At 35.1% G+C, this 23,367-nt stretch carries 19 protein-coding genes; 9 read left to right on the top strand and 10 right to left on the bottom strand.

Annotation, left to right across the window (positions count from 1 at the left end):
* Positions 1–3: 3 nt before the first annotated feature.
* From ACXACQ_RS07245 to ACXACQ_RS07225, 5 genes are all read right to left on the bottom strand, one after another.
* Positions 4–813: a glycosyltransferase family 2 protein gene (locus ACXACQ_RS07245; RefSeq protein WP_474975271.1), complete on the bottom strand. Its 810-nt coding sequence runs from the start codon at positions 811–813 to the stop codon at positions 4–6.
* Positions 792–1,859 carry a glycosyltransferase gene (locus ACXACQ_RS07240; protein WP_474975270.1) on the bottom strand — a complete coding sequence of 356 codons (1,068 nt, stop codon included), beginning with the start codon at positions 1,857–1,859 and terminating at the stop codon, positions 792–794. The genes ACXACQ_RS07245 and ACXACQ_RS07240 overlap by 22 nt, the downstream gene beginning before the upstream one ends.
* Position 1,860: 1 nt before the next feature.
* Positions 1,861–2,646, bottom strand: a complete 786-nt coding sequence (locus tag ACXACQ_RS07235) for a hypothetical protein (protein WP_474975269.1) — start codon at positions 2,644–2,646, stop codon at positions 1,861–1,863.
* 152 nt (positions 2,647–2,798) lie between these two features.
* Positions 2,799–3,626 (bottom strand): sulfotransferase domain-containing protein, encoded by an 828-nt coding sequence (locus ACXACQ_RS07230; protein WP_474975268.1) that lies wholly within the window; start codon positions 3,624–3,626, stop codon positions 2,799–2,801.
* Positions 3,626–5,044: a lipopolysaccharide biosynthesis protein gene (locus ACXACQ_RS07225; RefSeq protein ID WP_474975267.1), complete on the bottom strand. Its 1,419-nt coding sequence runs from the start codon at positions 5,042–5,044 to the stop codon at positions 3,626–3,628. Before ACXACQ_RS07225 ends, ACXACQ_RS07230 begins: the two co-directional genes overlap by 1 nt.
* A gap of 375 nt (positions 5,045–5,419) precedes the next feature.
* On the opposite strand from ACXACQ_RS07225, the gene ACXACQ_RS07220 reads away from it, so the two are divergent.
* Positions 5,420–6,508 carry a glycosyltransferase gene (locus tag ACXACQ_RS07220; RefSeq protein WP_474975266.1) on the top strand — a complete coding sequence of 363 codons (1,089 nt, stop codon included), beginning with the start codon at positions 5,420–5,422 and terminating at the stop codon, positions 6,506–6,508.
* Here the strand turns inward: ACXACQ_RS07220 and ACXACQ_RS07215 are convergent.
* Both ACXACQ_RS07215 and ACXACQ_RS07210 read right to left on the bottom strand, forming a co-directional pair.
* Positions 6,454–7,797, bottom strand: coding sequence for a hypothetical protein (locus ACXACQ_RS07215; RefSeq protein ID WP_474975265.1), 1,344 nt, complete (start codon positions 7,795–7,797; stop codon positions 6,454–6,456). The genes ACXACQ_RS07220 and ACXACQ_RS07215 overlap by 55 nt on opposite strands.
* 1 nt (position 7,798) lies before the next feature.
* Positions 7,799–8,977 carry a tetratricopeptide repeat protein gene (locus ACXACQ_RS07210; RefSeq protein WP_474975264.1) on the bottom strand — a complete coding sequence of 393 codons (1,179 nt, stop codon included), beginning with the start codon at positions 8,975–8,977 and terminating at the stop codon, positions 7,799–7,801.
* 120 nt (positions 8,978–9,097) lie between these two features.
* On the opposite strand from ACXACQ_RS07210, the gene ACXACQ_RS07205 reads away from it, so the two are divergent.
* A complete protein-coding gene (locus tag ACXACQ_RS07205) occupies positions 9,098–9,730 on the top strand; it encodes a hypothetical protein (protein WP_474975263.1) in 633 nt (210 codons plus the stop codon).
* Positions 9,731–9,881: 151 nt separating this feature from the next.
* Positions 9,882–12,839 (top strand): glycosyltransferase family 117 protein, encoded by a 2,958-nt coding sequence (locus tag ACXACQ_RS07200; RefSeq protein WP_474975262.1) that lies wholly within the window; start codon positions 9,882–9,884, stop codon positions 12,837–12,839.
* Positions 12,840–12,949: 110 nt separating this feature from the next.
* Here the strand turns inward: ACXACQ_RS07200 and ACXACQ_RS07195 are convergent, their stop codons facing one another.
* Positions 12,950–13,723: a class I SAM-dependent methyltransferase gene (locus ACXACQ_RS07195; RefSeq protein ID WP_474975261.1), complete on the bottom strand. Its 774-nt coding sequence runs from the start codon at positions 13,721–13,723 to the stop codon at positions 12,950–12,952.
* Between the two features lie 126 nt (positions 13,724–13,849).
* On the opposite strand from ACXACQ_RS07195, the gene ACXACQ_RS07190 reads away from it, so the two are divergent.
* On the top strand, positions 13,850–15,013 hold the full coding sequence (locus ACXACQ_RS07190) for a GWxTD domain-containing protein (RefSeq protein WP_474975260.1): 1,164 nt from the start codon (positions 13,850–13,852) through the stop codon (positions 15,011–15,013).
* A gap of 6 nt (positions 15,014–15,019) precedes the next feature.
* Positions 15,020–15,766: a 23S rRNA (guanosine(2251)-2'-O)-methyltransferase RlmB gene (gene rlmB / locus ACXACQ_RS07185; RefSeq protein ID WP_474975259.1), complete on the top strand. Its 747-nt coding sequence runs from the start codon at positions 15,020–15,022 to the stop codon at positions 15,764–15,766.
* A gap of 33 nt (positions 15,767–15,799) precedes the next feature.
* Here the strand turns inward: rlmB and ACXACQ_RS07180 are convergent, their stop codons facing one another.
* On the bottom strand, positions 15,800–16,873 hold the full coding sequence (locus tag ACXACQ_RS07180; RefSeq protein ID WP_474975258.1) for a mannose-1-phosphate guanylyltransferase: 1,074 nt from the start codon (positions 16,871–16,873) through the stop codon (positions 15,800–15,802).
* 36 nt (positions 16,874–16,909) lie between these two features.
* Entirely contained in the window at positions 16,910–17,878 is a 969-nt protein-coding gene (locus tag ACXACQ_RS07175; protein ID WP_474975257.1) for a KpsF/GutQ family sugar-phosphate isomerase, read from the bottom strand.
* Between the two features lie 158 nt (positions 17,879–18,036).
* Between ACXACQ_RS07175 and recQ the strand changes: the two genes are divergently transcribed.
* From recQ to ACXACQ_RS07155, 4 genes are all read left to right on the top strand, one after another.
* The gene (recQ, locus tag ACXACQ_RS07170) at positions 18,037–20,226 is read left to right on the top strand and encodes a DNA helicase RecQ (protein ID WP_474975256.1); all 2,190 of its coding nucleotides are present in this window, start codon (positions 18,037–18,039) and stop codon (positions 20,224–20,226) included.
* A 143-nt stretch (positions 20,227–20,369) separates the two neighbouring features.
* On the top strand, positions 20,370–21,659 hold the full coding sequence (gene purD, locus ACXACQ_RS07165; RefSeq protein ID WP_474975255.1) for a phosphoribosylamine--glycine ligase: 1,290 nt from the start codon (positions 20,370–20,372) through the stop codon (positions 21,657–21,659).
* A 52-nt stretch (positions 21,660–21,711) separates the two neighbouring features.
* Positions 21,712–22,881 carry a PSP1 domain-containing protein gene (locus tag ACXACQ_RS07160; protein ID WP_474975254.1) on the top strand — a complete coding sequence of 390 codons (1,170 nt, stop codon included), beginning with the start codon at positions 21,712–21,714 and terminating at the stop codon, positions 22,879–22,881.
* Complete coding sequence (locus tag ACXACQ_RS07155) at positions 22,878–23,360, top strand: gliding motility lipoprotein GldH (protein WP_474975253.1); 483 nt, start codon at positions 22,878–22,880, stop codon at positions 23,358–23,360. Before ACXACQ_RS07160 ends, ACXACQ_RS07155 begins: the two co-directional genes overlap by 4 nt.
* The last annotated feature ends 7 nt before the right edge of the window (positions 23,361–23,367 follow it).

Raw genomic sequence — 23,367 nt, 5'->3', positions numbered from 1 at the left:
CAATCATCTAAAAAAAACCATCATAGCCTTATATGCTTGAAACTTACTTAAATAAGACTTCACCATTATTAATTTAATTTTTCGCTTAAATTGTGACAAGTCACGTTCAGATAATTTTAGTTTTTTTAATTCTTTATAAATCCTGAAATACCCATTTTCAAGTCCCTCCAGATTTGTCATAGCTGATTCATGTCCTGATCTGTAGTTGTAAATTACACTTGTAGCACATGAATAAATCCCTGACTGAGAAATTGAAATATAAAAGAGTAAATCCTCGCCATGGGTAAGATTTTCTAAAAAGTTATATTTCTTAGTTTCATTTCTTTTAATCATCCAAGTGGGGCCAAAAAAACATTTGCCTGAAAGTGAAATAAGCTCTCTAAATGGAGTTCCATAAAAATCAGGTGAGTATAATCGGCCCAAGCCGACATGATTATCACTACAAACTTGCACTTTACCATCTACAAACTCTATTTCAGGGTTAGTAGCAAACACATCTAGTCTGTCTATTAAACTATTTTCGGGCAGGATATCATCGCTATCGAGAAAACAAAAAAACTCTCCATTCATATTTCGAAGACCTACATTCCTTGCCGCACTAACACCTTTATTGCCCTGTTTAAAATAACGAATTCTAGCGTCAGAAAAAGAATGAATTATTTCTTCAGAGTTATCTATTGAACCATCATTAACTATTAACAATTCCCAGTTTGCATACGACTGATTAATAACAGAGTTAATGCTATCGTGCAAGTACATACTGGCATTATAAACTGGCATAATGATAGATACTAATGGATTTCTGTCAACCATTTTTCAATTTCTTGAATTTTCTTTTCGTATGAATTATCAGCAGCCACAGCCCTTCGTCTCAAGATTAATTCTTCAGTATTGAACTGAGCAAGATTTTTACTTATGCTGTCAATTAAATCACTCCATTGTTCAGCAGAATTCGACATATAAACCAAATCACCAAGAGGCAAATATTCCTTCGTAAAAGAAGTGATTATAGGCTTTCCTACAGCCAAATATTCCCAAAACTTGTGAGGGGAAGCATAAGTATTGTAATATTCTTTAGTATAGGCCAATAGAAAGATGTCTGCAGCTTTTAAGTAAGACCACAAATCTGCTGATGAAACCGCATCTAAAATATAAACATTTTTATTGCATGTAATATAATTAGGAACAAATTCTTTGTTACTACCTAAAAAAACAAAATCAATATTTGATTGCTTTACTGCTGCCTTTTGTATTATACTCCAATCTATAAACTTCATTGCAAGGTTTCCAATATATAAGGCTTTAATATTATTGTTCCCAGGAAGTATCACAGGCCTTTCAAAATGTTCGGTAGAGTTAACTCCGTGAGAAATATAATATGTATTCTTGTTATACTGACTAAGCCTCTCCGTAATAGCAGGTATTACTCCAAAGCAAACTTTTGCCGTTGATGCAGCCTTTCCAGTATTAAAATGCTGATTAAGGTCTACAATATGTGAAATACTTAATATGCTATCTGGTAAGGCGCTGAAATCAAAAAACACTGAATTATCAAATGACCAAACAATATCAAATCTAACATTACACAACTTCTGTAATCGCAAGAATTCTCGAAGTATAAAAAAACGCTGTAAAAATTTCGGATAAAACCTTAAGCCCTTCGGAAAACCTCTATAATAAACTGAAGATACTCCATCAAAATCAGTACTCATAACATTATAAGTATTTGAGGGAGGATTCAGGAAAAATAATTTATTCCCTCTTGTAGCCAAGTGTGTAGCATAATGATGTTTAGAAACAAATATGTGTGACCATGGCTCTGGTGATATTAAGAGTATGTTCTTATTTATCAACTTCATCTTAAAAGATATTTATTAAGTCATTAAACATTTCTTCCTTTTTCTTAAACACCTTAATATTACATCCCGACAATTGAGGAAAAACGTTATTAAATTCATTCATCGCATGTTCATGCCCCTTTTTTGAATAAATAACATTTACCCCTCCAAACATAGAGCAGAGAGTTGCTGTTCCCCCATGTATGGAAATAAACTTTGAACAGTTAGCGTATACTAAGCACTGCAAATGATTAAAACTTACTTCATTGTCAACTTTCTTACTTAATCCTTTTAGAATTTCAACCTGTGGAAACTTATTATTAATAAAATCAAAATCTCCCAGATGCAGTATTTCAGAGTTATCCAAACTAATATCATCCGATTGTGGTCTATTATAAATGATTTGATACTTATCTTGAAACATTCTAAATATTTTAGCAAGATCTTCTAAGTCAAAATAGCTTATAGGCTCTTCCCCCCACTCTGTATTAAACCTATTGGCCACAACTAAAATCTCTTTGTTATACTGAAAATGTTGGTTATTATAGAATTGCTTAAAAGGAACTCTCTTCCATTTATATTTTAATAACTTGGTATCATGCGGTGCATTAGGAATATCAAAATCTTCATTTCCTGTATGACTTCTAATTATATTGGAGTCCTCCACATGATCAGGAGAAAAAAAGTAAAACACTTTTGAATGCTCTGAAGATATGGTTCTAGCTAAAGTTCCATTTAAATGATGCCAATAAGCATATGGTACGGCATGCAACAACTCCTGCTGAAATTCACCTTGAAAACGAATCACTTTATACGGTTTCTTAATAAAATGATCTCTAAAAAAAAACTTGAACTGATGCAATAAACCTAAATAACGAAATCTTATAAACCATCTCTGGGGAGCCGGAATTTTAGGATATTTTAAAAAAATGAATAAAGTAAGTATTTTGGATAAAATTTTCACCATGGCAATTTGTTATTAAGCAATGATTGCAGCAGAAGCCTATCCTCTTCATAATAATCATGTAATTGAACCAGTAAATCTTCTCTAAGTGACAATTTATTATACACATCAGATTTATTCCTCCAAAAACGATGATCTTTGGTATCAATATTTTCTATAGACATCTTTTCAATCCCTAAAAAAGAAGTAATTTTATTCAGTTCAACTTGAGTATTTGTTTTTAAATCCATACTGTATAAAAACAAAAAATCATCCCTCTTGTAATATTTTAAAAACTGCTGAATTTGCATACCATAGAGACCTCTCCCTATATGATTCATCAAATGCCATTTATCCATTCCTTCTAATGCATCTGTAATTACTTCTTCAAAAGATCTTGGATCATACAACCAAGCATGATTTTTATCTTCCTCGAATCGATAATGATGCATTTTCCATGCTGAATAAGCTCTTTCAATAGGCTCTCTTAATAAGATTATAAATTTCGCATTTGGCAATAAATTAAATATCCTTTCAGCGGATTCTTTATGAGCGAGGTAATCAGGAGTGGCTTCAAATGTTAACTGACCAGACTTAAAACGAAATGATAAATCAAAATTCAATTTGTAATAAAAAGACCCTCCATTATAATTATCATCATAATCAAAAAAGTGTGCTTCTTTATGAACAGGCTCTACAATCTGCCTGTGTTGCCTTAGAACGCTATACAAAAAAGTAGTTCCAGCTTTCTGTGCACCTAGAACTAAAAAATTTGGATATCTATAAAACCCCGCCTTTATCAAGGTCCTCTTTACAGAATGCCTTAAAGTTTGAATATTTAACATTATTTACTTTTAATAACACTAATTATATCCTTCACTATTTTCGGTCTGAATATATAATATAGCACATAAAAAATGAATAGAGGAATTAAATTTACTATCCAAGTATTTAAATCTAAAAAACTTAGAATGAAGAATAGTAAGCCCAATATTCCTACAGATACAAATTCTTCCCTTAGCTGAGAAAAATTTTCTACTATACTGAGTTCAATTATTTCCAATGACTTCACATACAATACAATACTAGAGACAATCATGATCACAGTTACACCTGCTGCCACCTGAATAATCCCATGTTGTGCCAAAACAAAAATTGCTACAACTAAAATCGGTTTAGAAATTAAACCTATTTTAATAGAGATTGTCATTTTATCGTATCCCAAATAAAGACTTGAATTTAAGGCAGTAAGTGAATGAACAATGCCTACCCAAATCAAAAATTGAAAGATAACAGCTGAAGGTATCCATTCTTCACCAAGAAATGTATGTATCAAACCTTTAGCTGAAAAAAAAGCATAAACTAATATAGGTATAACAAAAACAAATACTAACTTCTGCATCTTCATAAATAGAGTAGGTACTGCACCTTGGATATGCTTAATTTTGCTAATTGAAGGAAAAAGCAAATTAACAAAAACCTGATTCACCTGCATTAGTGGGGCAAACATAAGTGCATAAGCACGATTGTAATATCCTAATGCCTGGTCACCCTGATACCGTCCAATTAGGAAGTTATCAGCATTTCTGCCTATATAACCGAGAATATCATTAAAAAAAACTTTAGCCCCAAATACCATATGGCTTCGAACCTGCTTTAAATGCAATGAAAATGAAGGTAAAAATTGTGAATATAGGAAAGCAAAAACAGTATTAAATAAATTAAAAGATATAAACTGGAGAGCCAAACTATATGCCCCCAACTTATTCATCGCAGCTATAAATGCAACGCTACCAGACAAAAGAGTACTGAATAACCCAACATAAAAAATTTTTTTAAATTTCAACTCTTTTCGAAGTAAGGTATAAGGAACTATACCTGCACTCACAAAAAAGAAATTAAAAGCACAAATTTCAATTAATTCTGCAATAGACCAATCATTATAAAAGGCCATTATAAACGGAGACGTAAAATAAATTAAAAAAGCCAGGAGGACTCCTAATGTTAGGAAAAACCAAAAAATGCTGGATATTTGGGGGCGCGTTATTTTCTCGTCTTGAATTATGGCTCCTGAAAGGCCCAACTTTAAGAATATTTCTGCAAACCCAATAACCGATATCACTTTGGCAAATGCACCAAAATCAGATGGATTCAATATTCTTGCAAGAATTATTGAAAAAAAAACTTTAAGACACTGATTGACAACTTGATTAATCATCAACCATTTCCCCCCCATCTTAATTTCCTTATTAAGATTACTCAACTAACTTTATCCCTATTTAAATAATGAAAAACAATAATAATTGCCCTGCCCCTCAAGGGCAACCTCCAACTCAACGCTTCCATTTTGAACAGCATCTCAGATAATTTAGCTAGGCTAAGTTTAAGCTCACTATATCACCATTTTAATATCAAATCCTTGGAATATCCTTTACAAAGATGGTAAAATCATTGCCAAGTTATATTATTTTTTTTCAAAATATGGTTTTGAAACTCGGCTATTCAATATCCCTAATGCAGTCTGAGCATATCTAACCCTAAGATCTCGATATGCTAGAATTAAAAATAAGTCTTTATATTGAAACAATTCTTTAAGATTTAGCCGCAAACCTTTTTTATTTGCGTCAACTATAAGTTTATGCATTCTAAGTCTATTCTATTCATTACTCCCTATCCGCACGGAGAGGCGCCAAGTCAAAGATTTCGCTTTGAACAATATTTACGTTTACTTCAAGAAAATGGATTTAATTATAGCATTTCTCCATTCTTATCAATCAAAGGCTGGAATACCATCTACAAAGATGGCAAAACTACCTCCAAAATGTATTATTTATTAGTTGGTTTTGTAACCCGATTTCTCGATTTATTAAAAATAAAAAAATATAATTTAATTTTTATACATAGAGAAGCTACTCCAATGGGACCTCCTGTATTTGAATGGATTGTATCAAAAATTTTTAAGAAAAAAATTATTTATGACTTTGATGATGCCATCTGGCTTGAAGACCCTGACGAAACCGGGACTTTGAAAAGTATTATAAAATGGAAATCAAAAGTGAAGAGAATTTGCCAATGGAGCTACAAAGTAAGTGTGGGCAATAAATTCCTAGCTGATTATGCTATTCAATATTGCAAAAACACCTTTATCAATCCAACAACTATAGATACAAACAACTTACATAATCCAAAACTTTATAATATAGTTGAACTAAAAGATAAAGTTGCTTTAGGCTGGACCGGAACTCATAGCACACTACAATACTTGGCCTCTTTAGTTCCTGTATTAGAAGAATTAGAAAAAAAAATGGAGTTTGAATTTATCGTAATCTCGAATAAACCTCCCGTTTTTAAGTTAAAATCATTAAAATACATTCCGTGGAACAAGGCCACAGAAATAGAAGATTTAATGAAAATAGACATTGGGCTGATGCCTCTGACCGAGGATCTCTGGTCTCAAGGCAAATGTGGTTTTAAGGCACTACAGTACATGGCATTAGAAAAACCAGCCTTAGTTTCACCCGTAGGAGTAAATACAACAATAATTCAGGATAGAAAGAATGGTTTTATTTGCCAATCAAATGCAGAATGGCTAAATACAATTACCTCATTAATTAATGATAACAAACTAAGAAAGGCTATTGGTACTGAAGGCAGAAAATACATTATCAAATATTATAGTGTATCTTCTAACTCAGCTAACTTCTTAGCTTTATTTTCTTCAGAATAATGATAAATAACTATCAGCCCAATAAGGTAAAAAGGCATTAATGGAATTTTGTACCTTGAAAGCGTACCAAAGTTATATGTTGAGACACCCACAGCAAAAGCAAACACCACAGCAAAGGTTAAACAAAATATAACGTCAGCTTTTATTAAATAATTAAAGAAATTCTTAACTCCGAACTTCCAAATAAGCCATAAAGTAAGTATCAAAAAGACTAAAGCTTCAATAGCAGATAAAAGCATAAGAGGGTTCCTAACTTCCCACAAATAGGGTCTAAAAATAGATACATTAATAGCTGCAGGAGCTAATTTCACCATACTACCAAACGTTCCATCCAACTCCCCTAGTGTATAGCCTGAATTATCTCCCATTCTTGCCCCCCAGCCATAACGTATATCATAAGCCGTAATCCGTGCTGTTTCAGCTATATTATCCAATGCATATTTAGAATTCTGCTCCCCTACTTTTTCTATTGCAAAATACCCAATCACTAAAGCACTGAGTAAAAAAAATGGAGCTACCATTAATTTTAAAACTATTGACTTCACTTTACTAATGTTAGTTATAAAATACCAAAGGATTAATGCAGGAAGAAAGGACAATAGCAGGTATATCTTTATGTTTAAGGTCACATAAGCACCAAGACATAATATAAGAGCATTCAACAAAATGGCTCTTTTCCTATAAAATAATTGATCAAATGAATAGGTCATCCAGCCTAATGCTCCTAAAGTAACCGTATCCTTCAAAATACCTGATCCCCAAAAAAAGACAGAAGGCACAAACAACACTGCTACGGCCAACCAGCGAGTCATGCTAGCGTATTTCGTTTGAAAGGTAATGAACAATGCCCACATACCGCTAAAGCTAATAGTAGCAAAAAGCACTGCAGTAGCAGAATATGTTGAAAAAGTAAACAGGTCTAACAATGCAACTATTCGTATTAAAAAATAAGAATGGTTATCTCTAAAATACCAGATATGGGAAGCATACTTATAAACACCTTCATAATTACCATCAGCAGCCCAAAGTTTGAAACCTTTGGATACAGATTCATTTAAGGCTTCCCAAATCCACCTGCTGCCATGAGTGTGATAGGCAAATGTATCTCCTCCACCATAGTAAAATTGATATATGAGCCCTACTGAAATAGCTCCAATGATTTTAACTGTCAGCCCGGGGATAAAAAAATTCTTAGTTTCTGAATTAGTTAGGGCAGGTCTAACCAAATAGGCAACTATATATACAATAAGAATTATAAAAGGAGTAACAATAAAATCCCTTAACTCCATATTAGAAATCTTTCAATTTTCTTCTTGCCTTTTTATGAGCACTATCTCCCCTATCAGCTTCCTTCTTTACAAGCTTATAGTATTTCTTTGCCTCTTTGTCGTTGCCTTCTCTTTGGTAAATATCTCCTAACGCCAATAATGAATAATGGTAATATCCCATATCTGTCGCTTCTATAGCTTTTGAGAATTCAACTGCTCTCAAATAATATTTTTTTGCCTCTTCATCCTCTTTTTCATGCTCATAAATTTGCCCTAAAAAGAATGCAGCATACCTTCCACTGGTCTCTTCATATCCAAGCATACCGCTATCTATACGTTCCATAATTTTTAGAGAAACAGGTTTAGTAGCAGAAAATTTACCACTTGTATACAAAAGCCTAGCGTAATAGCGATGAAAATACGGATTATCTGGATACGTCTCATACAGGTACTGTCCGGTTTGAAGTGCTCTCGCCCTATCATGCTCATAACTATTCAATATACGCATGAGGAAAACCATAGCCTCTACTCGAGTATAAAAAGCATTGTAAGAAACCTCTTTCAGCTGCTTTATTCCTAGCTTCTTATCTCCTTTTGGAAAAAATGCCATTACGGGTTTTAACAACGGATAGTTTTCAGGCACCCATACTGAAAAGTAATTATACAACGCTTCACCAAATAATAGCTCGGGACTAAGATCAGCATCCTCTTCTATTTCGTGCATATACTTCAGAGCATTCCTCCCTGCTCCAGCAGACTTGGTCCAACTACGTCTTTCTTCACTGGAATAGAGCCGGCCTTTAAACCCATAGGCTGCTGCCAGAAAAAATGCCGCTTCTACATTATGATTAGGAATTTCGTAAAGTCGTTCAGAAATATTAATCACAGAATCCATATACGCCTCAAATTTGGCATCATGAGATGTGTCTCTCATATTAGGCATTATTTTCCACCACTCGCTCAACCCAAGTAAAAAATAAGGGAGCGGATGCCAACCATATTCTTGTTTCAACCACCGAAACTGTTTTTCCGCCTTATCAAACTTAAAATTGTACATATCATTCAGTGCCTGATTGACATCAATCTGCAGTTGCATATCAGCAATTAAAATTACCTGCTTACTGTCTGAGGGCTTATCATTTTGCGCAAAAGCGGGAGCAAATAAGCTAAACGAGAGTATAAAAATAAATATTGATTTCATGTAAGTGGACATAAAGATAAAGCTTTAATACTTTCTTAACCAAGCAGATAATATGTTCAGTGGCAATCGCATAAGGTTAAAGGTGAATAAAAAATGTTAGTTATTCTATAAATTGCCAGCATGAATGATAAAGATACAGACAACTCATTATTCGACACGAATAAATGGAGTGCTTTTATTGTAATTTGCTTAGCAAGTTTCACTTTACTACTAATTAAAAAGACTTTTATCGAAACAAATACCGCTGCCTTTCAAATACTTGACTCACGCGGAGAAATTGGCTTATTAAATGCGTTAAGCGCATTTCAATACATTTCGGTTCCATTTATTTACTTATTTAAATTTACAGTAATCGCCTTTATTATATGGATTGGATGCTTCATGTTTGGATATAACGTTTCCTATGGCAACTTATGGAAAATCGCAGTCATCTCTGAATTCATATTCCTACTGCCAGAAATTTTCAAAATTATATGGTTCACCAGCTTCAATACTGACCCAACCTTGTATGAAGTGAATTCTTTTTATCCATTTTCACTCATTAATATTTATGACATCTACACTTTAGACAAAAGGTATTTTTATCCACTAAAAGCATTAAATATTTTCGAAATCATTTACTGGTTTGTATTAGTAAAAGGAGTACATCACATTTCAAAAAAGAAAGAAAGCATATCTTATGCCATTGTATTTAGCTCTTATGTATTTTTCTTTTTGATATGGCTAGGTTTCTTCACTATAGTGTACAAATAGTAATAATATTCATATTTCCACACAATATATTAGTGATTCACCCCATTAACCTAGTAGGATTATCAAAACTAAGTATAATACAAAAGCCTGAGCATGGTTAATTGTATATAGTTCGTTATTTTCGCTTTTCATAAAAAATTAAAACACCTCGATGGAATTTAAAAGAGTCAACAACATCGCAGGCTGGGTCGTTTTTGCTATTGCTACAATAGTTTATTTACTAACCTTAGAACGAACAGCCAGCTATTGGGATTGCGGAGAGTTTATTGCAGTTTCTTACAAATTAATGGTTCCTCACCCTCCGGGAGCTCCACTTTTCTTACTCATAGGCCGAATATTCTCATTTCTATCGTTCGGAGATGTTACCAAAGTGGCTTTTTGGATCAATACTTCCAGCGCATTAAGTAGTGGTTTCACCATATTATTCTTATTCTGGACCATCTCTATGTTTGCCAGAAAAATACTAAAGATAGATGCAAAAGCTACTATTAATGGCGAGCAAACATGGCTCATTATTGGTGCCAGTGCTGTTGGTGCGCTTGCTTATACCTTTTCAGATTCATTCTGGTTTTCTGCCGAAGAGTCAGAAGTATATGCCATGTCATCTTTCTTTACAGCCTTTGTAGTATGGGCTATGCTTAAATGGGACATTATAGAAGATGAAAGTAGAGCTAACAGATGGCTCATATTAATTGCTTACATGATGGGACTTTCCATTGGGGTTCACTTATTAAACTTAGTTACTATACCTGCATTAGGGTTAGTTTACTATTTCAAAAAACATAAGCCTAGTACATTTGGAGTAATAGTAACATTAGCTATTAGTGGATTTTTAGTAATTCTTATCAATAACTTAATCATTCCAGGGCTACCTTCGCTTGCTGGTTCTTTTGAGATTTTCTTTGTAAATAACTTAGGAATGCCATTCGGGTCAGGAGCCATATTTATTGGTGCCATTATTATTGGTGGTCTTATTTGGGGTATTCAGTTTTCCATCAAAAAACAAAACGAGTTATTAAATACAGGACTTTTATCCCTTGCCTTTATACTTATTGGTTATTCTTCTTATGCATTAATTGTAATCAGGTCTAATTACAACCCTCCCATTGATGAGAACAACCCCGAAGATGTAATGTCTTTTGTTAAGTATTTGAAAAGAGAGCAGTATGGCAGTAGACCACTATTGTATGGTCAATATTACACAGCCAAACCTACGGGCACTGAAGAAGGAGCTCCTGAATACATCAAGGGTAAAGATAAATATGAAATAGTTGACCGTAAGTTATCATACACCTATGATCCTGCAGAAATGACCATACTTCCTAGAATGTACAGCAGTGACCCAAGGCACGTACAGCGTTACATGGAAGTAACGGGTTTAAGAAAAGGTGAAAAGCCTTCATTTGGAGATAATTTACAATTCATGTTTAAGCATCAAATAGGCTGGATGTATGTAAGGTATTTCATGTGGAATTTTGCAGGACGCCAAAGTGACATTCAGGATGCTGACTGGTTAGGCCCTAGCGAATGGTTTAAGGAAGTACCAAAAGAACTGAAAGAAAATAAGGGAAGAAATAACTTCTTTATGATACCACTAATATTAGGAATAATAGGAATGGTATTTCAAGCCAAAAAAGACGCTAATAACTTCTTTGTGGTTGGACTATTATTTTTCCTTACAGGTTTAGCGCTTATTCTATACCTTAACTCACCTCCAATTGAGCCAAGAGAAAGGGATTATATATATGTAGGTTCATATTACGCTTTCGCTATTTGGATTGGCTTTGGGGTTTTAGGAATTGCAAGTGCACTTAAAAAAATCACAAGTGGAAAATTAGCTGCTATGCTAGCCACTATTTTAAGCTTAACTGGCCCTGCTTTAATGGCTCAACAAGGTTGGGATGACCACGATAGAGACAATAGATATTTCTCAGTTGACTCGGCTAAAAACTTCTTAGCATCTACTGCGGATAATGCCATACTATTTACAGGAGGAGACAATGATACTTTCCCTCTTTGGTACGCACAAGATGTTGAGGGATATAGAACAGATGTAAGAGTAGTGGTACTTAGTTACTATAACACAGACTGGTACATAGCTCAAACCATGAGAGATGTTTACGAATCAAAAGCATTCCCATACACCTTAACTTTAGAAAACTATAAATCTAATGGGCTTAATGATTACCTTCCGTTCGAAGACATGAACATTAAGGTGTTGCCTTTAAGAAAATATCTTCAGTTAATTAAGAGTAATGACAAGCGTATTAGAAAGTATGCATCAGCTAATGTAGTACCTAGCCGCACATTCTCTCTAAAAGTAGATAAAGAAAAAGTGAGAAAGCTAGGCATTATCCCACAAGGAATGGATAGCATGTTAGTTGACGAAATGGTATTTAGTCTTAAAAATGGAAGAAATGCTTTAGAGAAGAAAGATTTAGCAATTTTAGACGTATTAGCAACCTCTAACTGGGAACGTCCTTTATATCTAAACAATACTTCTATGCAGCAAATTAGCTTTGACTTAAGCCAATATGCTATACAAGAAGGTAATGCTTATAGAATTTTACCTGTTAAAAATCCTCACCCTAGTCAGGATTATGTAGACACTGACATCATGTACAAAAACTTGATGGAGAACTTCTCTTACAGGGAACTAGATAACCCAGATGTTAACTACAATGAAGATTACAGAAACTTTGTACTTAACCATAGAACAAGCTTCAACACATTAGCGACAGCATTAATGAATGAAGGCGATAGTGAAAAGGCTATTAAAGTGCTTAACACTAGCTTAGAAAAAATGCCAGACATTGCTATACCTTATGATTATACATCATTAAGAACTATGCAATTACTATTTATTTTAGGCGAAAAAGAAAAGGCTGTTTCTATAGGAAAAACAATGGGCGACAGGTCAATGGAAATGATTGATTATCTAATCAAAGAAGGTGATGGCTTAACGATGGATTTACGCAAAAACCTATTCATCATTTCTGAAATCCAAGAAACTCTATACAAAAATGGAGAGGAAGAATTGGCTAAAAAATATGAAGACACATATAACAAAGCCGTTGGCAACTTCCAACAAGGCAGAGGAAATATGTAATTCATAAATCCATAGAAAATTTAAAGGCTACCATTTTGGTAGCCTTTTTTATGCCACAAAAAAAGCCTGTAGATTGGATCTACAGGCTTTTTAATATTTTCAAATATGTCTTATTTCTGCACTATACAAAACAGATCTAAGGCACTATCCGCCTGATCAGTAAGTAAGTAATCAGAATGATGAATTTCATTCACCAAGCCATCATTACTAGTCTTAAGCTTGTTCCTGTTCATTCTGTTAAGAATATCATAAGGTACTCTTAGCACTGCTGCTGGTAACTTATATTGCAAATTGAATATATCAAATCGTGTTATTTTATTCACACTCTTCTTATTCATTTCATAATATTCCATTACTTTGTCATTACCTGCCACACCTTTCATCTCTACATGATCAAATATAGAGCTGGCAAGTTTTAACAGCTGCCCTGCAGTATATTCTCTAATATGCCAAGGGTTTCTAGTAAGTGTTTTCTTTATGTTAGGAGTGGTAATTAACGCCTTACCTCCCGGCTTTAACACTCTTTTTATCTCTTCTAAAAAGGCCTTATCGTCTTTAATATGCTCTATTACCTGAAAAGTAATAATTATATCATAGGCATTATCTTCCACCTTATTTAATGGAGGTATGTTATCCTGAATAAACGTAGCATCAGGGTATTCACCTTTTAGTTTATCTAATACATCACCTATTTTATCAATAGCTGTATAGCTCGTAGTTTTGTCTTTTAGTAAAGCTATCCCACGGCCTTCGCCACACCCTATCTCCAATAAATCTCCCTGCACAAAATCTTCTGCCAAATAATAGGCCTTCAAAAGCCTCTGGTGAATAGGATTGTCAGATGCTATTTTATCAGAAGCGATCTCAGTTGTATAAACACTCATAATATCTCATTTAACTCAAAATTAAGTATAGTAAAAGAAAATACCTCTTTATCAACACATATTTTCCCCCACAAATACCGTATATTCATTTTAAAAAATAATATCATATTGTCCGTTTTCTTAGTAATGAAAAGAATTCTATTGTTTCTACTTGGCATTTTAATTCACCAAGCCTCTTATGCTCAAGGGCACTTTAACAACATTAACTTTGCATACCTTTACCAAACCGATGGAGAAATACTAGCTAATGCCATTGCATACTCTAACGGAAATTCTGTGGATGTAACCCTCAACTTACAACTCAATAGAGACGAAGCAGTGGCCTCATATTATAGCGTACAATTTTACACTGCCAGCGATTACAAATCAAAGTCAGAAAAACTCACTGCCATTAAAACGGATAGTTCCACATTCCTTTCTGATAAAACAATTATCAAACGGTATACCCTACCTCAATGCAAAAAAATTCTTCTTGCAGAAATAAAAAGCAAGCTCACTGCCGTAAACTACTACATTCCGGTAGATGTAGTTCCGGCACAGTTTCAACTTAGTACATCAGCTGGTGCCCCATCATTAATTAACTCTTGGCTAAGACCTACCTCCATAACTGCAGACACCTCCCTTCATGTATTTTTATATACGGATAATTTCCCTCCAGCCTTACCTGCAATGCCCTCAGATTTCGCATTACCTCCACAAGAAATTAATATAGACTCCAGCTTTACACTCCCCCCCAAACAGCGCATTAGCCTAACCAAACAGGGGTTATACCTTTTTCAAAGAGACACCAGTTCATCAGAAGCATATAGTTTTCGAATTCAAAACAAAAACTACCCGAAATTCACTACGCTTAATGATTTAATTGAGCCGCTGAGGTATATAACCACTGGCGAAGAATACGATCAGCTAATAGCTGTTAATGGTGACAAAAGTAAATTTGACCAGTTTTGGATAGAGCTGACTAACAGCCCCGAACGTGCTAAGTACATTATAAAAAGTTACTATGATAGAGTAGAAAGAGCCAACTCTTTATTTACAACCTACAAAGAAGGTTGGAAAACAGACATGGGCATGATATATATTATATTTGGCACTCCTAATGAAGTTATTAAAGAAAATAATGGTGAAACCTGGAATTACGAAGCCACTAACCAACTTCCAAAATTAAAGTTTACCTTTGCATCATCTCAAAATATATTCTCAAGAAACAGCACTTATTTAATAAGAGAAAAGAGATACACCGCAGCTTGGTACAGAGCCATTGACCTGTGGAGAAAAGGAAGATTTTAATTGAAAATGAAGAATAACACTCCTAAAGATTTTATTTTCGGAACTCGTGCTATCATTGAAAGCATAAACTCCGGCAAGGAAATAGACAAGCTATTTATTCAAAAAGGGCTTTCTAACGACCTCTTAAAAGAACTAATTAAAACCGCTAGAGATTTTCAAGTACCTATTTCACAGGTGCCATTAGAAAAACTCAATAAATTTACACGCAAAAACCACCAGGGAGCTGTAGCGTTTCTTTCTGCTGTGAAGTATGCTTCTCTGGAAAACATTATCGATCAGGTATACCAAAAAGGCAAAGAGCCCTTTTTTATTATTTTAGACAAGGTAACAGACGTTCGAAATTTTGGTGCCATAGCAAGAACTGCAGAATGTGCCGGGCTTGACGCAATAATTATTCCTAGCAAAGGAAGCGCTGCCATTAACAGCGATGCCATGAAAACATCTGCAGGAGCGCTAAATTATATACCGGTATGTAGAGAAGAGAATTTAAAAAATACTATCTCTTACCTTAAAGACTATGGAATACAAATAGTAGCGTGTACGGAAAAGACTGATCAACTAATTTATGATGTTGACTTCAAACAGCCCACTGCCATTTTGATGGGTTCAGAAGAAGATGGAATCTCCCCTGAATACTTAAAGCTATGTAGTGTAAGAGGTAAAATACCTATGAGCGGAAATATTGAATCCCTTAATGTGTCCGTTTCTGCTGCTGTAGCAATATTCGAAGCTGTAAGACAAAAAGGATTATAAAAAAAGGCCGGTTAAATTAACCGGCCTTTTTATTTATAAATATTCTGAGCCTTTTTGCTCTCTTACATCAGCAACAAAATCTCTGAATTTCGCTTCTTCATCCTTTTTGCATATCAGCAATACGTTATCACACTCGGCCACCAAATACCCCTCAAGCCCCTGTGCAATAATTAATTTATCTTTTGGCCCTTTTAAAATACTATTGTTAGTATCATAAACGATGGCATTGGCTTTTATCACGTTATTATCATCATCGCTTTTATCAGATAACTCGTGTAGTGAGTTCCAAGAACCAAGATCAGACCAACTGAAATCACCCAATACTACATACACATTCTCTGCTTTTTCCATCACCCCATAGTCAATAGAGATATTACCACATTGAGAATAAGCATGATCTAATGCTGTTCTTTCATTATCAGTATAAAAGTCATCTTCCATTACAGAAAAAACTTCATGCATTTCAGGCAAACACTCTTTGAAAGCATTCTTTATACTCTTAATACTCCAAACAAAAATGCCCGAATTCCATACAAAATCACCACTTTCTAAGAACTTAATAGCTAAGTCTCTTTCAGGTTTTTCTGTAAAGGTCTTTACTTTTTTAATTTCTCCTTCTGTGTACAAATATTGTATGTAGCCATATCCTGTCTCAGGCCTGTTGGGCTTTAAGCCAATGGTAATGAGCTTATCATCGTCAGCAGCGCCCGAATAGGCGGTTTGAAGCACCTTTTGAAATTTATCATCATTAAAAATCACATGATCAGCAGGCGCCACCGTCACCACCGCATCAGGATCTTTCTTTCCTATTTTATAACAAGCATAAGCAATACAAGGGGCCGTATTCCTCCTCAATGGCTCCTTTAAAATCTGATCATCGGTCAATTCAGGAAGCTGCTCTTTTACTTGTTCTGCATAATTATCATTCGTTACGATATAAATTCTTTCTGAATCTACCAGTGGCAAAAATCTATCGTAGGTCATTTGCAATAATGATCGCCCAGTTCCTAATATATCTAAAAACTGCTTTGGACGGTTATTACGGCTATATGGCCAGAATCGACTTCCGATGCCACCTGCCATAATGATTAAATAATTATTTTTCATTAAAATAGGTTGTGTAATAGTTTGCGGACTATAAATTTAAATAATTCCCTCTCTTAGTAGGTCATGAAGGTGGACAAATCCTACTACTTTTTCATTTTCCAATACTATAACCTGACTGATGCTGTTTTGTTGCATAATATTTAAGGCTTTTACTGCGAAGTCTCCTTTTTCCAGCACCTTAGGTCCTGTAGACATAATTTCCTTGGCTGTTTTTTCATTAATATCCCAACCTTTCTCCATTACTCTCCTTAAATCCCCATCAGTAATTATACCTAATAACTTTTGGGCATCGTCAACCACGGCTGTAGCTCCCAATCTTTTAGATGACATTTCAATAATTACATCTCTTAAAGGTGTATCTACCTTCACTAAAGGCAATTCATTATTACTATAAATATCATCAACTTTTAAGTACAGTTGCTTACCCAGAGATCCTCCCGGATGATATTTGGCAAAATCTTCACTAGAAAAATTTCTTAGCTCTAACAAGCAAACTGCCAATGCATCTCCCAATGCCAAGTGTGCAGTAGTACTAGTAGTAGGCGCCAAATTATTAGGGCAAGCCTCTTCTTCAATGGTAGCATCAAGAATATAATCAGCCTGCTGTGCCAAGTAAGAATCTGTATTACTAACCAAAGCTACTAACTTAGCCTCTGTCCTCTTCAATAGCGGCACCAAAACCTTTATTTCTGGCGTATTACCACTCTTTGACAAGCATATAACCAAGTCATTTTTCTGGATCATGCCTAAGTCACCATGAATGGCATCTGCAGCATGCATAAATAGAGCTGGAGTACCCGTGGAATTGAAGGTTGCCACCATTTTACTGGCAATAATTGCACTCTTCCCAATACCGGTAACAACGACTCTCCCCTTTAAGTGAAAAATCTCATTTACACAGTTTTCAAAATCCTCATTCAGGTAGTCTGAAATTTTTTTTATAGCATTGGCCTCATTTTCAAGTACCTTTTTAGCTATTTTTTGAATATTTTTTTCTATCTTCAACGTCCTTTTGCATTAGTGGTATGATAAAACACCACAAAGATAAACAAATCGTGAAGAAAAGCTCATGTACATTTTTCTGAAGCAGAGAAATAATAAATGGGTATTATTAGTTGAAGTAATTTATTATTTGGTGATTTTTAAATTTATCTACAATTAAGATGCTGGTAGAAGAGACGGATGCTTTAAAAAGCAAGCTAAAGGAGGTTTTTGGATACAACCAATTTAGAGGAAATCAGGAAGCCATTATTGAAAACATACTGAAAGGTAGAAACACCTTCGTGATTATGCCCACTGGTGCTGGCAAGTCATTATGTTATCAGTTACCTGCCCTAATGACTGATGGTCTTACCATAGTAATATCTCCACTGATCGCTCTGATGAAAAATCAGGTAGATCAGCTAAATGCATTTGGCATTAATGCACAGTTCCTAAACAGTACTTTATCGAAAGCGGAAATCAATCGCGTGAAGCGAGAAAGCCTCGATGGAACGATCAAATTATTATATGTTGCCCCTGAGTCATTAACGAAAGAAGAAAATATTGCTTTTCTACAAAAGGCAAATGTCTCTTTCGTAGCGGTAGACGAGGCACATTGTATCTCAGAGTGGGGGCACGACTTCAGGCCTGAATATAGGCGGATAAAGGAAATTATAGGCATGTTAGGTAATTTACCAATCATTGCTTTAACGGCCACTGCTACTCCTAAAGTACAGATAGACATTCAGAAAAACCTTCAGATGGAAGGTGCCGATGTCTTTAAATCTTCGTTTAACCGCACCAACTTATATTACGAAGTAAGACCTAAAAAACACGCCAAGAAGCAACTGATTCAATTTTTACAAGCTCATAAAGGCAAAAGTGGCATCATTTACTGCCTTAGCAGAAAGAAGGTTATTGAAGTAGCTGAGCTTTTAAATGTTAATGGATTTAAGGCTGCACCTTACCATGCAGGACTTGACGCCTCGGTAAGAGAAAAAAATCAAGACGATTTCTTAAATGAAAATGTAGATATAGTAGTAGCTACTATTGCATTCGGAATGGGTATTGACAAACCAGATGTAAGATTTGTAGTTCACTATGATGTACCAAAATCACTAGAAGGATATTATCAGGAGACCGGTAGAGCGGGTAGAGATGGCCTAGAAGGGCAATGCTTAATGTTCTACAGTCATAATGACATTAATAAATTAGAGAAATTCAACAAAGACAAATCTGTACAAGAGCGAGATAATGCACGCCTTTTATTACAAGAAATGTCTTACTATGCAGAATCTCCTGTATGCAGAAGAAAACAGCTCCTCCATTACTTTGGAGAAGAATATGTAGTAGATAACTGCGAAGGATGTGATAACTGCCAGCACCCCAAAGAAAAATTTGAGGCTCAAGAAAATCTAAAACTGGCCATAGAGGCTACACTAGCCACAGGCGAAAGGTTTGGGCTCAACCACATTGCCGATGTATTAAGAGGTATCAATAACCAATACGCTACATCATATAACCATAATGAGCTAGAGGTTTTTGGCAAGGGAAGCGCTGAAAACGGTGATACTTGGAAGTCTATACTAAGACAAGCCTTAATGCATGAATATCTTGAAAAAGATATTGATAATGTGGGAGTACTTAAAGTTGGCGCAAAAGGGCGCGAGTTCTTAGCGGCACCACACTCCATACAATTTGCAAAAGATCATGAATATGTAGATGCTGGCGGAGAAGAAGAAGAAGGAAGTGACAAGCCTACTATTTCTGCCAAAGCCTATGATGAAAACCTTTTCAACCTACTTAAAACCTTAAGAAAAAAGGTTGCCCAACAAAAGGATTTACCTCCATATGTTATTTTCCAAGACCCATCGTTAGAGGAAATGGCCACTACTTACCCTACTAATGAAACTGAGCTAGCTCAAATCAATGGAGTAGGTATGGGAAAAGTAAATAAGTTTGGCAGCGAATTTATTAAGGCTATTACCGCGTATGTAGAAGAGAACGATATTGTAACTGCATCAGAAGTTGTAGTTAAATCGTCTGTAAATAAGTCAAAGATGAAGATCTTTATCATTCAGCAAATCGACAGAAAGATTGATCTGGAAGAAATAGCTGAAAGCAAAGGCATATCTTTTGATGATTTATTAAACGAAATAGAACACATTTGCTACTCTGGCACCAAGCTCAATCTTGATTATTACATAGATGATATGCTGGATGAAGACAAGCAAGATGATTTATATGACTACTTCTTAAACGCTGAAACAGACAGCATAGAAGTAGCACTGGAAGATGAAGACAATGAAGATTATTCGGAAGAAGAACTTAGACTAATGCGAATAAAATTCTTATCAGAATATGCTAACTAAGAAGAGGGCTACGGCCCTCTTTTTTTGTTTAATTACACCTGACTATCAATTTAAAATTGATGTTAAAATCATAAACATTACTTTAGCCTAAATTATTTTATAATTTTGCACATTAAGTAAGCAACCTATAGAATATAACAACCATGAATATATTAATACTCGGTAGTGGCGGCAGGGAATTTACATTAGCTTTAAAAATTTCTGAAAGTGAGAAATGTGAGAAGCTGTTTGTAGCCCCAGGAAATGCCGGCACTGACCAAATAGCTCAAAACATTCCTTTAGCAGTTAATGATTTCTCTGCAATAGGAAAGTTTGCAGTAGAGCAAAATATAGATTTAATAGTAGTAGGCCCTGAAGACCCATTAGTAAATGGCGTTAGAGATTATTTTGAGGCCGACACTAACCTTAAAGACATTGCCATATTAGGCCCTGGAAAAGATGGAGCTCAACTTGAGGGCAGCAAAGATTTCTCGAAAGCCTTCATGGAAAAGAACAGCATTCCTGCTGCTAAATCTAAAACCTTTGACATTTCTACTTTAGAGGAAGGCCTAACATACTTAGAATCTTGCTCTTTCCCTATTGTACTGAAGGCTGATGGTCTCGCTGCAGGTAAAGGAGTATTGATTTGCCAATCTAAGGAAGAGGCTCAGGCTTCTTTAAAGTCAATGCTGGCAGACAAACAATTTGGCGCTGCAAGTGAAAAAGTGTTAATAGAAGACTATCTAGACGGTATAGAGTTAAGCGTGTTTGTACTCACAGATGGCACATCACACGTAATATTACCGGAAGCAAAAGATTATAAAAGAATTGGAGAACAAGACACTGGCCTTAACACCGGAGGTATGGGAGCAGTATCACCAGTAAGTTTTGTTAACGAAGAATTTATTGCAAAAGTAGAGTCTAGAATAGTTAAGCCTACCTTGCAAGGGTTAAAAAATGAAAATATTGACTACAAAGGTTTCATCTTCATTGGGTTAATGAACGTAAATGGAGATCCGTTTGTAATTGAGTATAACGTAAGAATGGGAGACCCTGAAACCCAAGTAGTATTCCCGAGAATTAAAAGCGATGTTTTAGAGCTCTGCTATGCTGCTGCTACGGGAAAATTATCCTCTCAGCAACTTACTATAGATGAAAACTTTGCTACCACCGTGGTGTTAGTAGCAGGTGGGTATCCTGGAAGTTATGAAAAAGGCCACGCGATCAGCGGATTAGCTGATGTTACAGACGCTTTAGTCATACATGCAGGAACCTCTCAAAAAGATCATGAAGTTACCACTAATGGAGGTCGAGTGCTTGCCGTAACAGGTCAGGGAAAAACTTTAGAAGATGCCCTTGCCAAGTCATACAAAGGAGCTGACAGCATCAACTGGACCGACATGTATTATAGAAAAGATATAGGTAAAGATATTTTATCCCTCAAAATAGATTAGTGTAAGAAATCATCTATCTTTAATGTGGAAGAAAAGAAACAAACAGTAAGCTATGGCGGGATGTAGTACGTGCAGTACTGATGGCGAGAAGGTAGCAGGGTGTAGAAGTAATGGAGGATGCCAAACAGGTGGCTGCAATAAAATGAATGTATTTGATTGGCTGTCTAACATGGACATGCCAACTCACGATAAATTTGATGTAGTAGAAGTAAGGTTTAAAGGTGGTAGAAAAGACTTTTTCAGAAATCAGGAAAAGATTCATCTTACTACAGGAGACCCAGTAGTTGTAGATGTGCCTAACGGACATCACATTGGCTACGTGTCTTTACAAGGCGAACTTGTACGACTACAAATGCAAAAGAAGAAGGTTAAAAATGACGAAGAGATAAAAGCCATTTATCGAATTGCTCATGAAAAAGACCTTGAAAAATTATCGGATGTACAAAAAAGAGAAATGCCTACTCTTTATAGAACAAGGCAAATCATTTCTGATCTCAAACTAGAGATGAAACTCTCTGACATTGAATACCAAGCAGATAATAGCAAAGCTACTTTCTATTACTCTGCAGATGACCGTGTCGATTTCCGAGAATTAATCAAACTTCTGGCTGCTGAATTTAAGATTCGTGTAGAAATGAGGCAAATCAGCCTTAGGCAAGAAGCTGGACGGCTTGGTGGAATTGGCTCATGCGGAAGAGAACTATGTTGTTCTACTTGGTTGAGCGATTTTAAAAGCGTAAGCACCAGTGCGGCCAGGTACCAAAACCTTTCTCTTAACCCTAGCAAATTATCTGGCCAGTGTGGCAGACTAAAGTGCTGCCTTAACTATGAGTTAGAAACTTATATGGAGGCACTGAAGGATATCCCTGAACTAGAAAAACCTCTGCTCACAGAAAAGGGTGTGGCTAAACTACAGAAAACAGATATTTTTAGAAAGATAATGTGGTTCGGTTATGATGACGAAAACACTTGGCATCCTATTAATGTTGAGAGGGTTAATGACATCATTCAACTGAATGCTAAAGGCAAAAAACCTGCTTCATTGTTAGAAGATGATGTTCCGGGCAAAGATGACATTGGACTTAACAGCGATCTTGAAAAGATGGATCGTAAGTTCAAAAACAAAACCGGAGGCAATAAACCTAAGAGAAAAAGAACAAAAAGTAGAAACCGAAAACCTCGGAAACCGAACCCAAATAATAGTAACAAAAAGAGTAAATGAGAAAAAGAACATTTATCCCTTTGTTGTTAATTATAACTGCTTTTATTGCTTGCGATAATAGCAGAGTATATGAAAAAAATAACGACTTGGATAACAAAGTGTGGTTGGCAGATTCAATTCAACAATTTGAATTTGACATTAAGGATGTTTCTAAGAAATATAATATATACTGCAATTTAAGAAATACCATTTCTTACCCATTTCAGAACATATATATTAATTATACCTTACTTGACAGCAGCGGAAACGAAGTGGCTACTGACTTAATTAATAATGATCTTTTTGATCCAAAGACAGGAAAACCTTATGGAGATGGCTTGGGAGATATATTTGATCACCAATTATTATTAATGGAAAACAAAACATTTAAAGAAAAAGGGCAATATAAACTTAGCTTACAGCAGTTTATGAGAAGAGACACCTTATCAGATGTTATTTCCGTGGGCTTAAGAATAGAAAACGCCTCTGCTGCAAACTAAGAATTTT

The sequence above is a fragment of the Fulvivirga sp. AWR4_260 genome (assembly GCF_056158185.1).
Note: the sequence above shows the minus strand (reverse complement) of the source record. Positions and strands in the feature narration are given on the sequence as shown.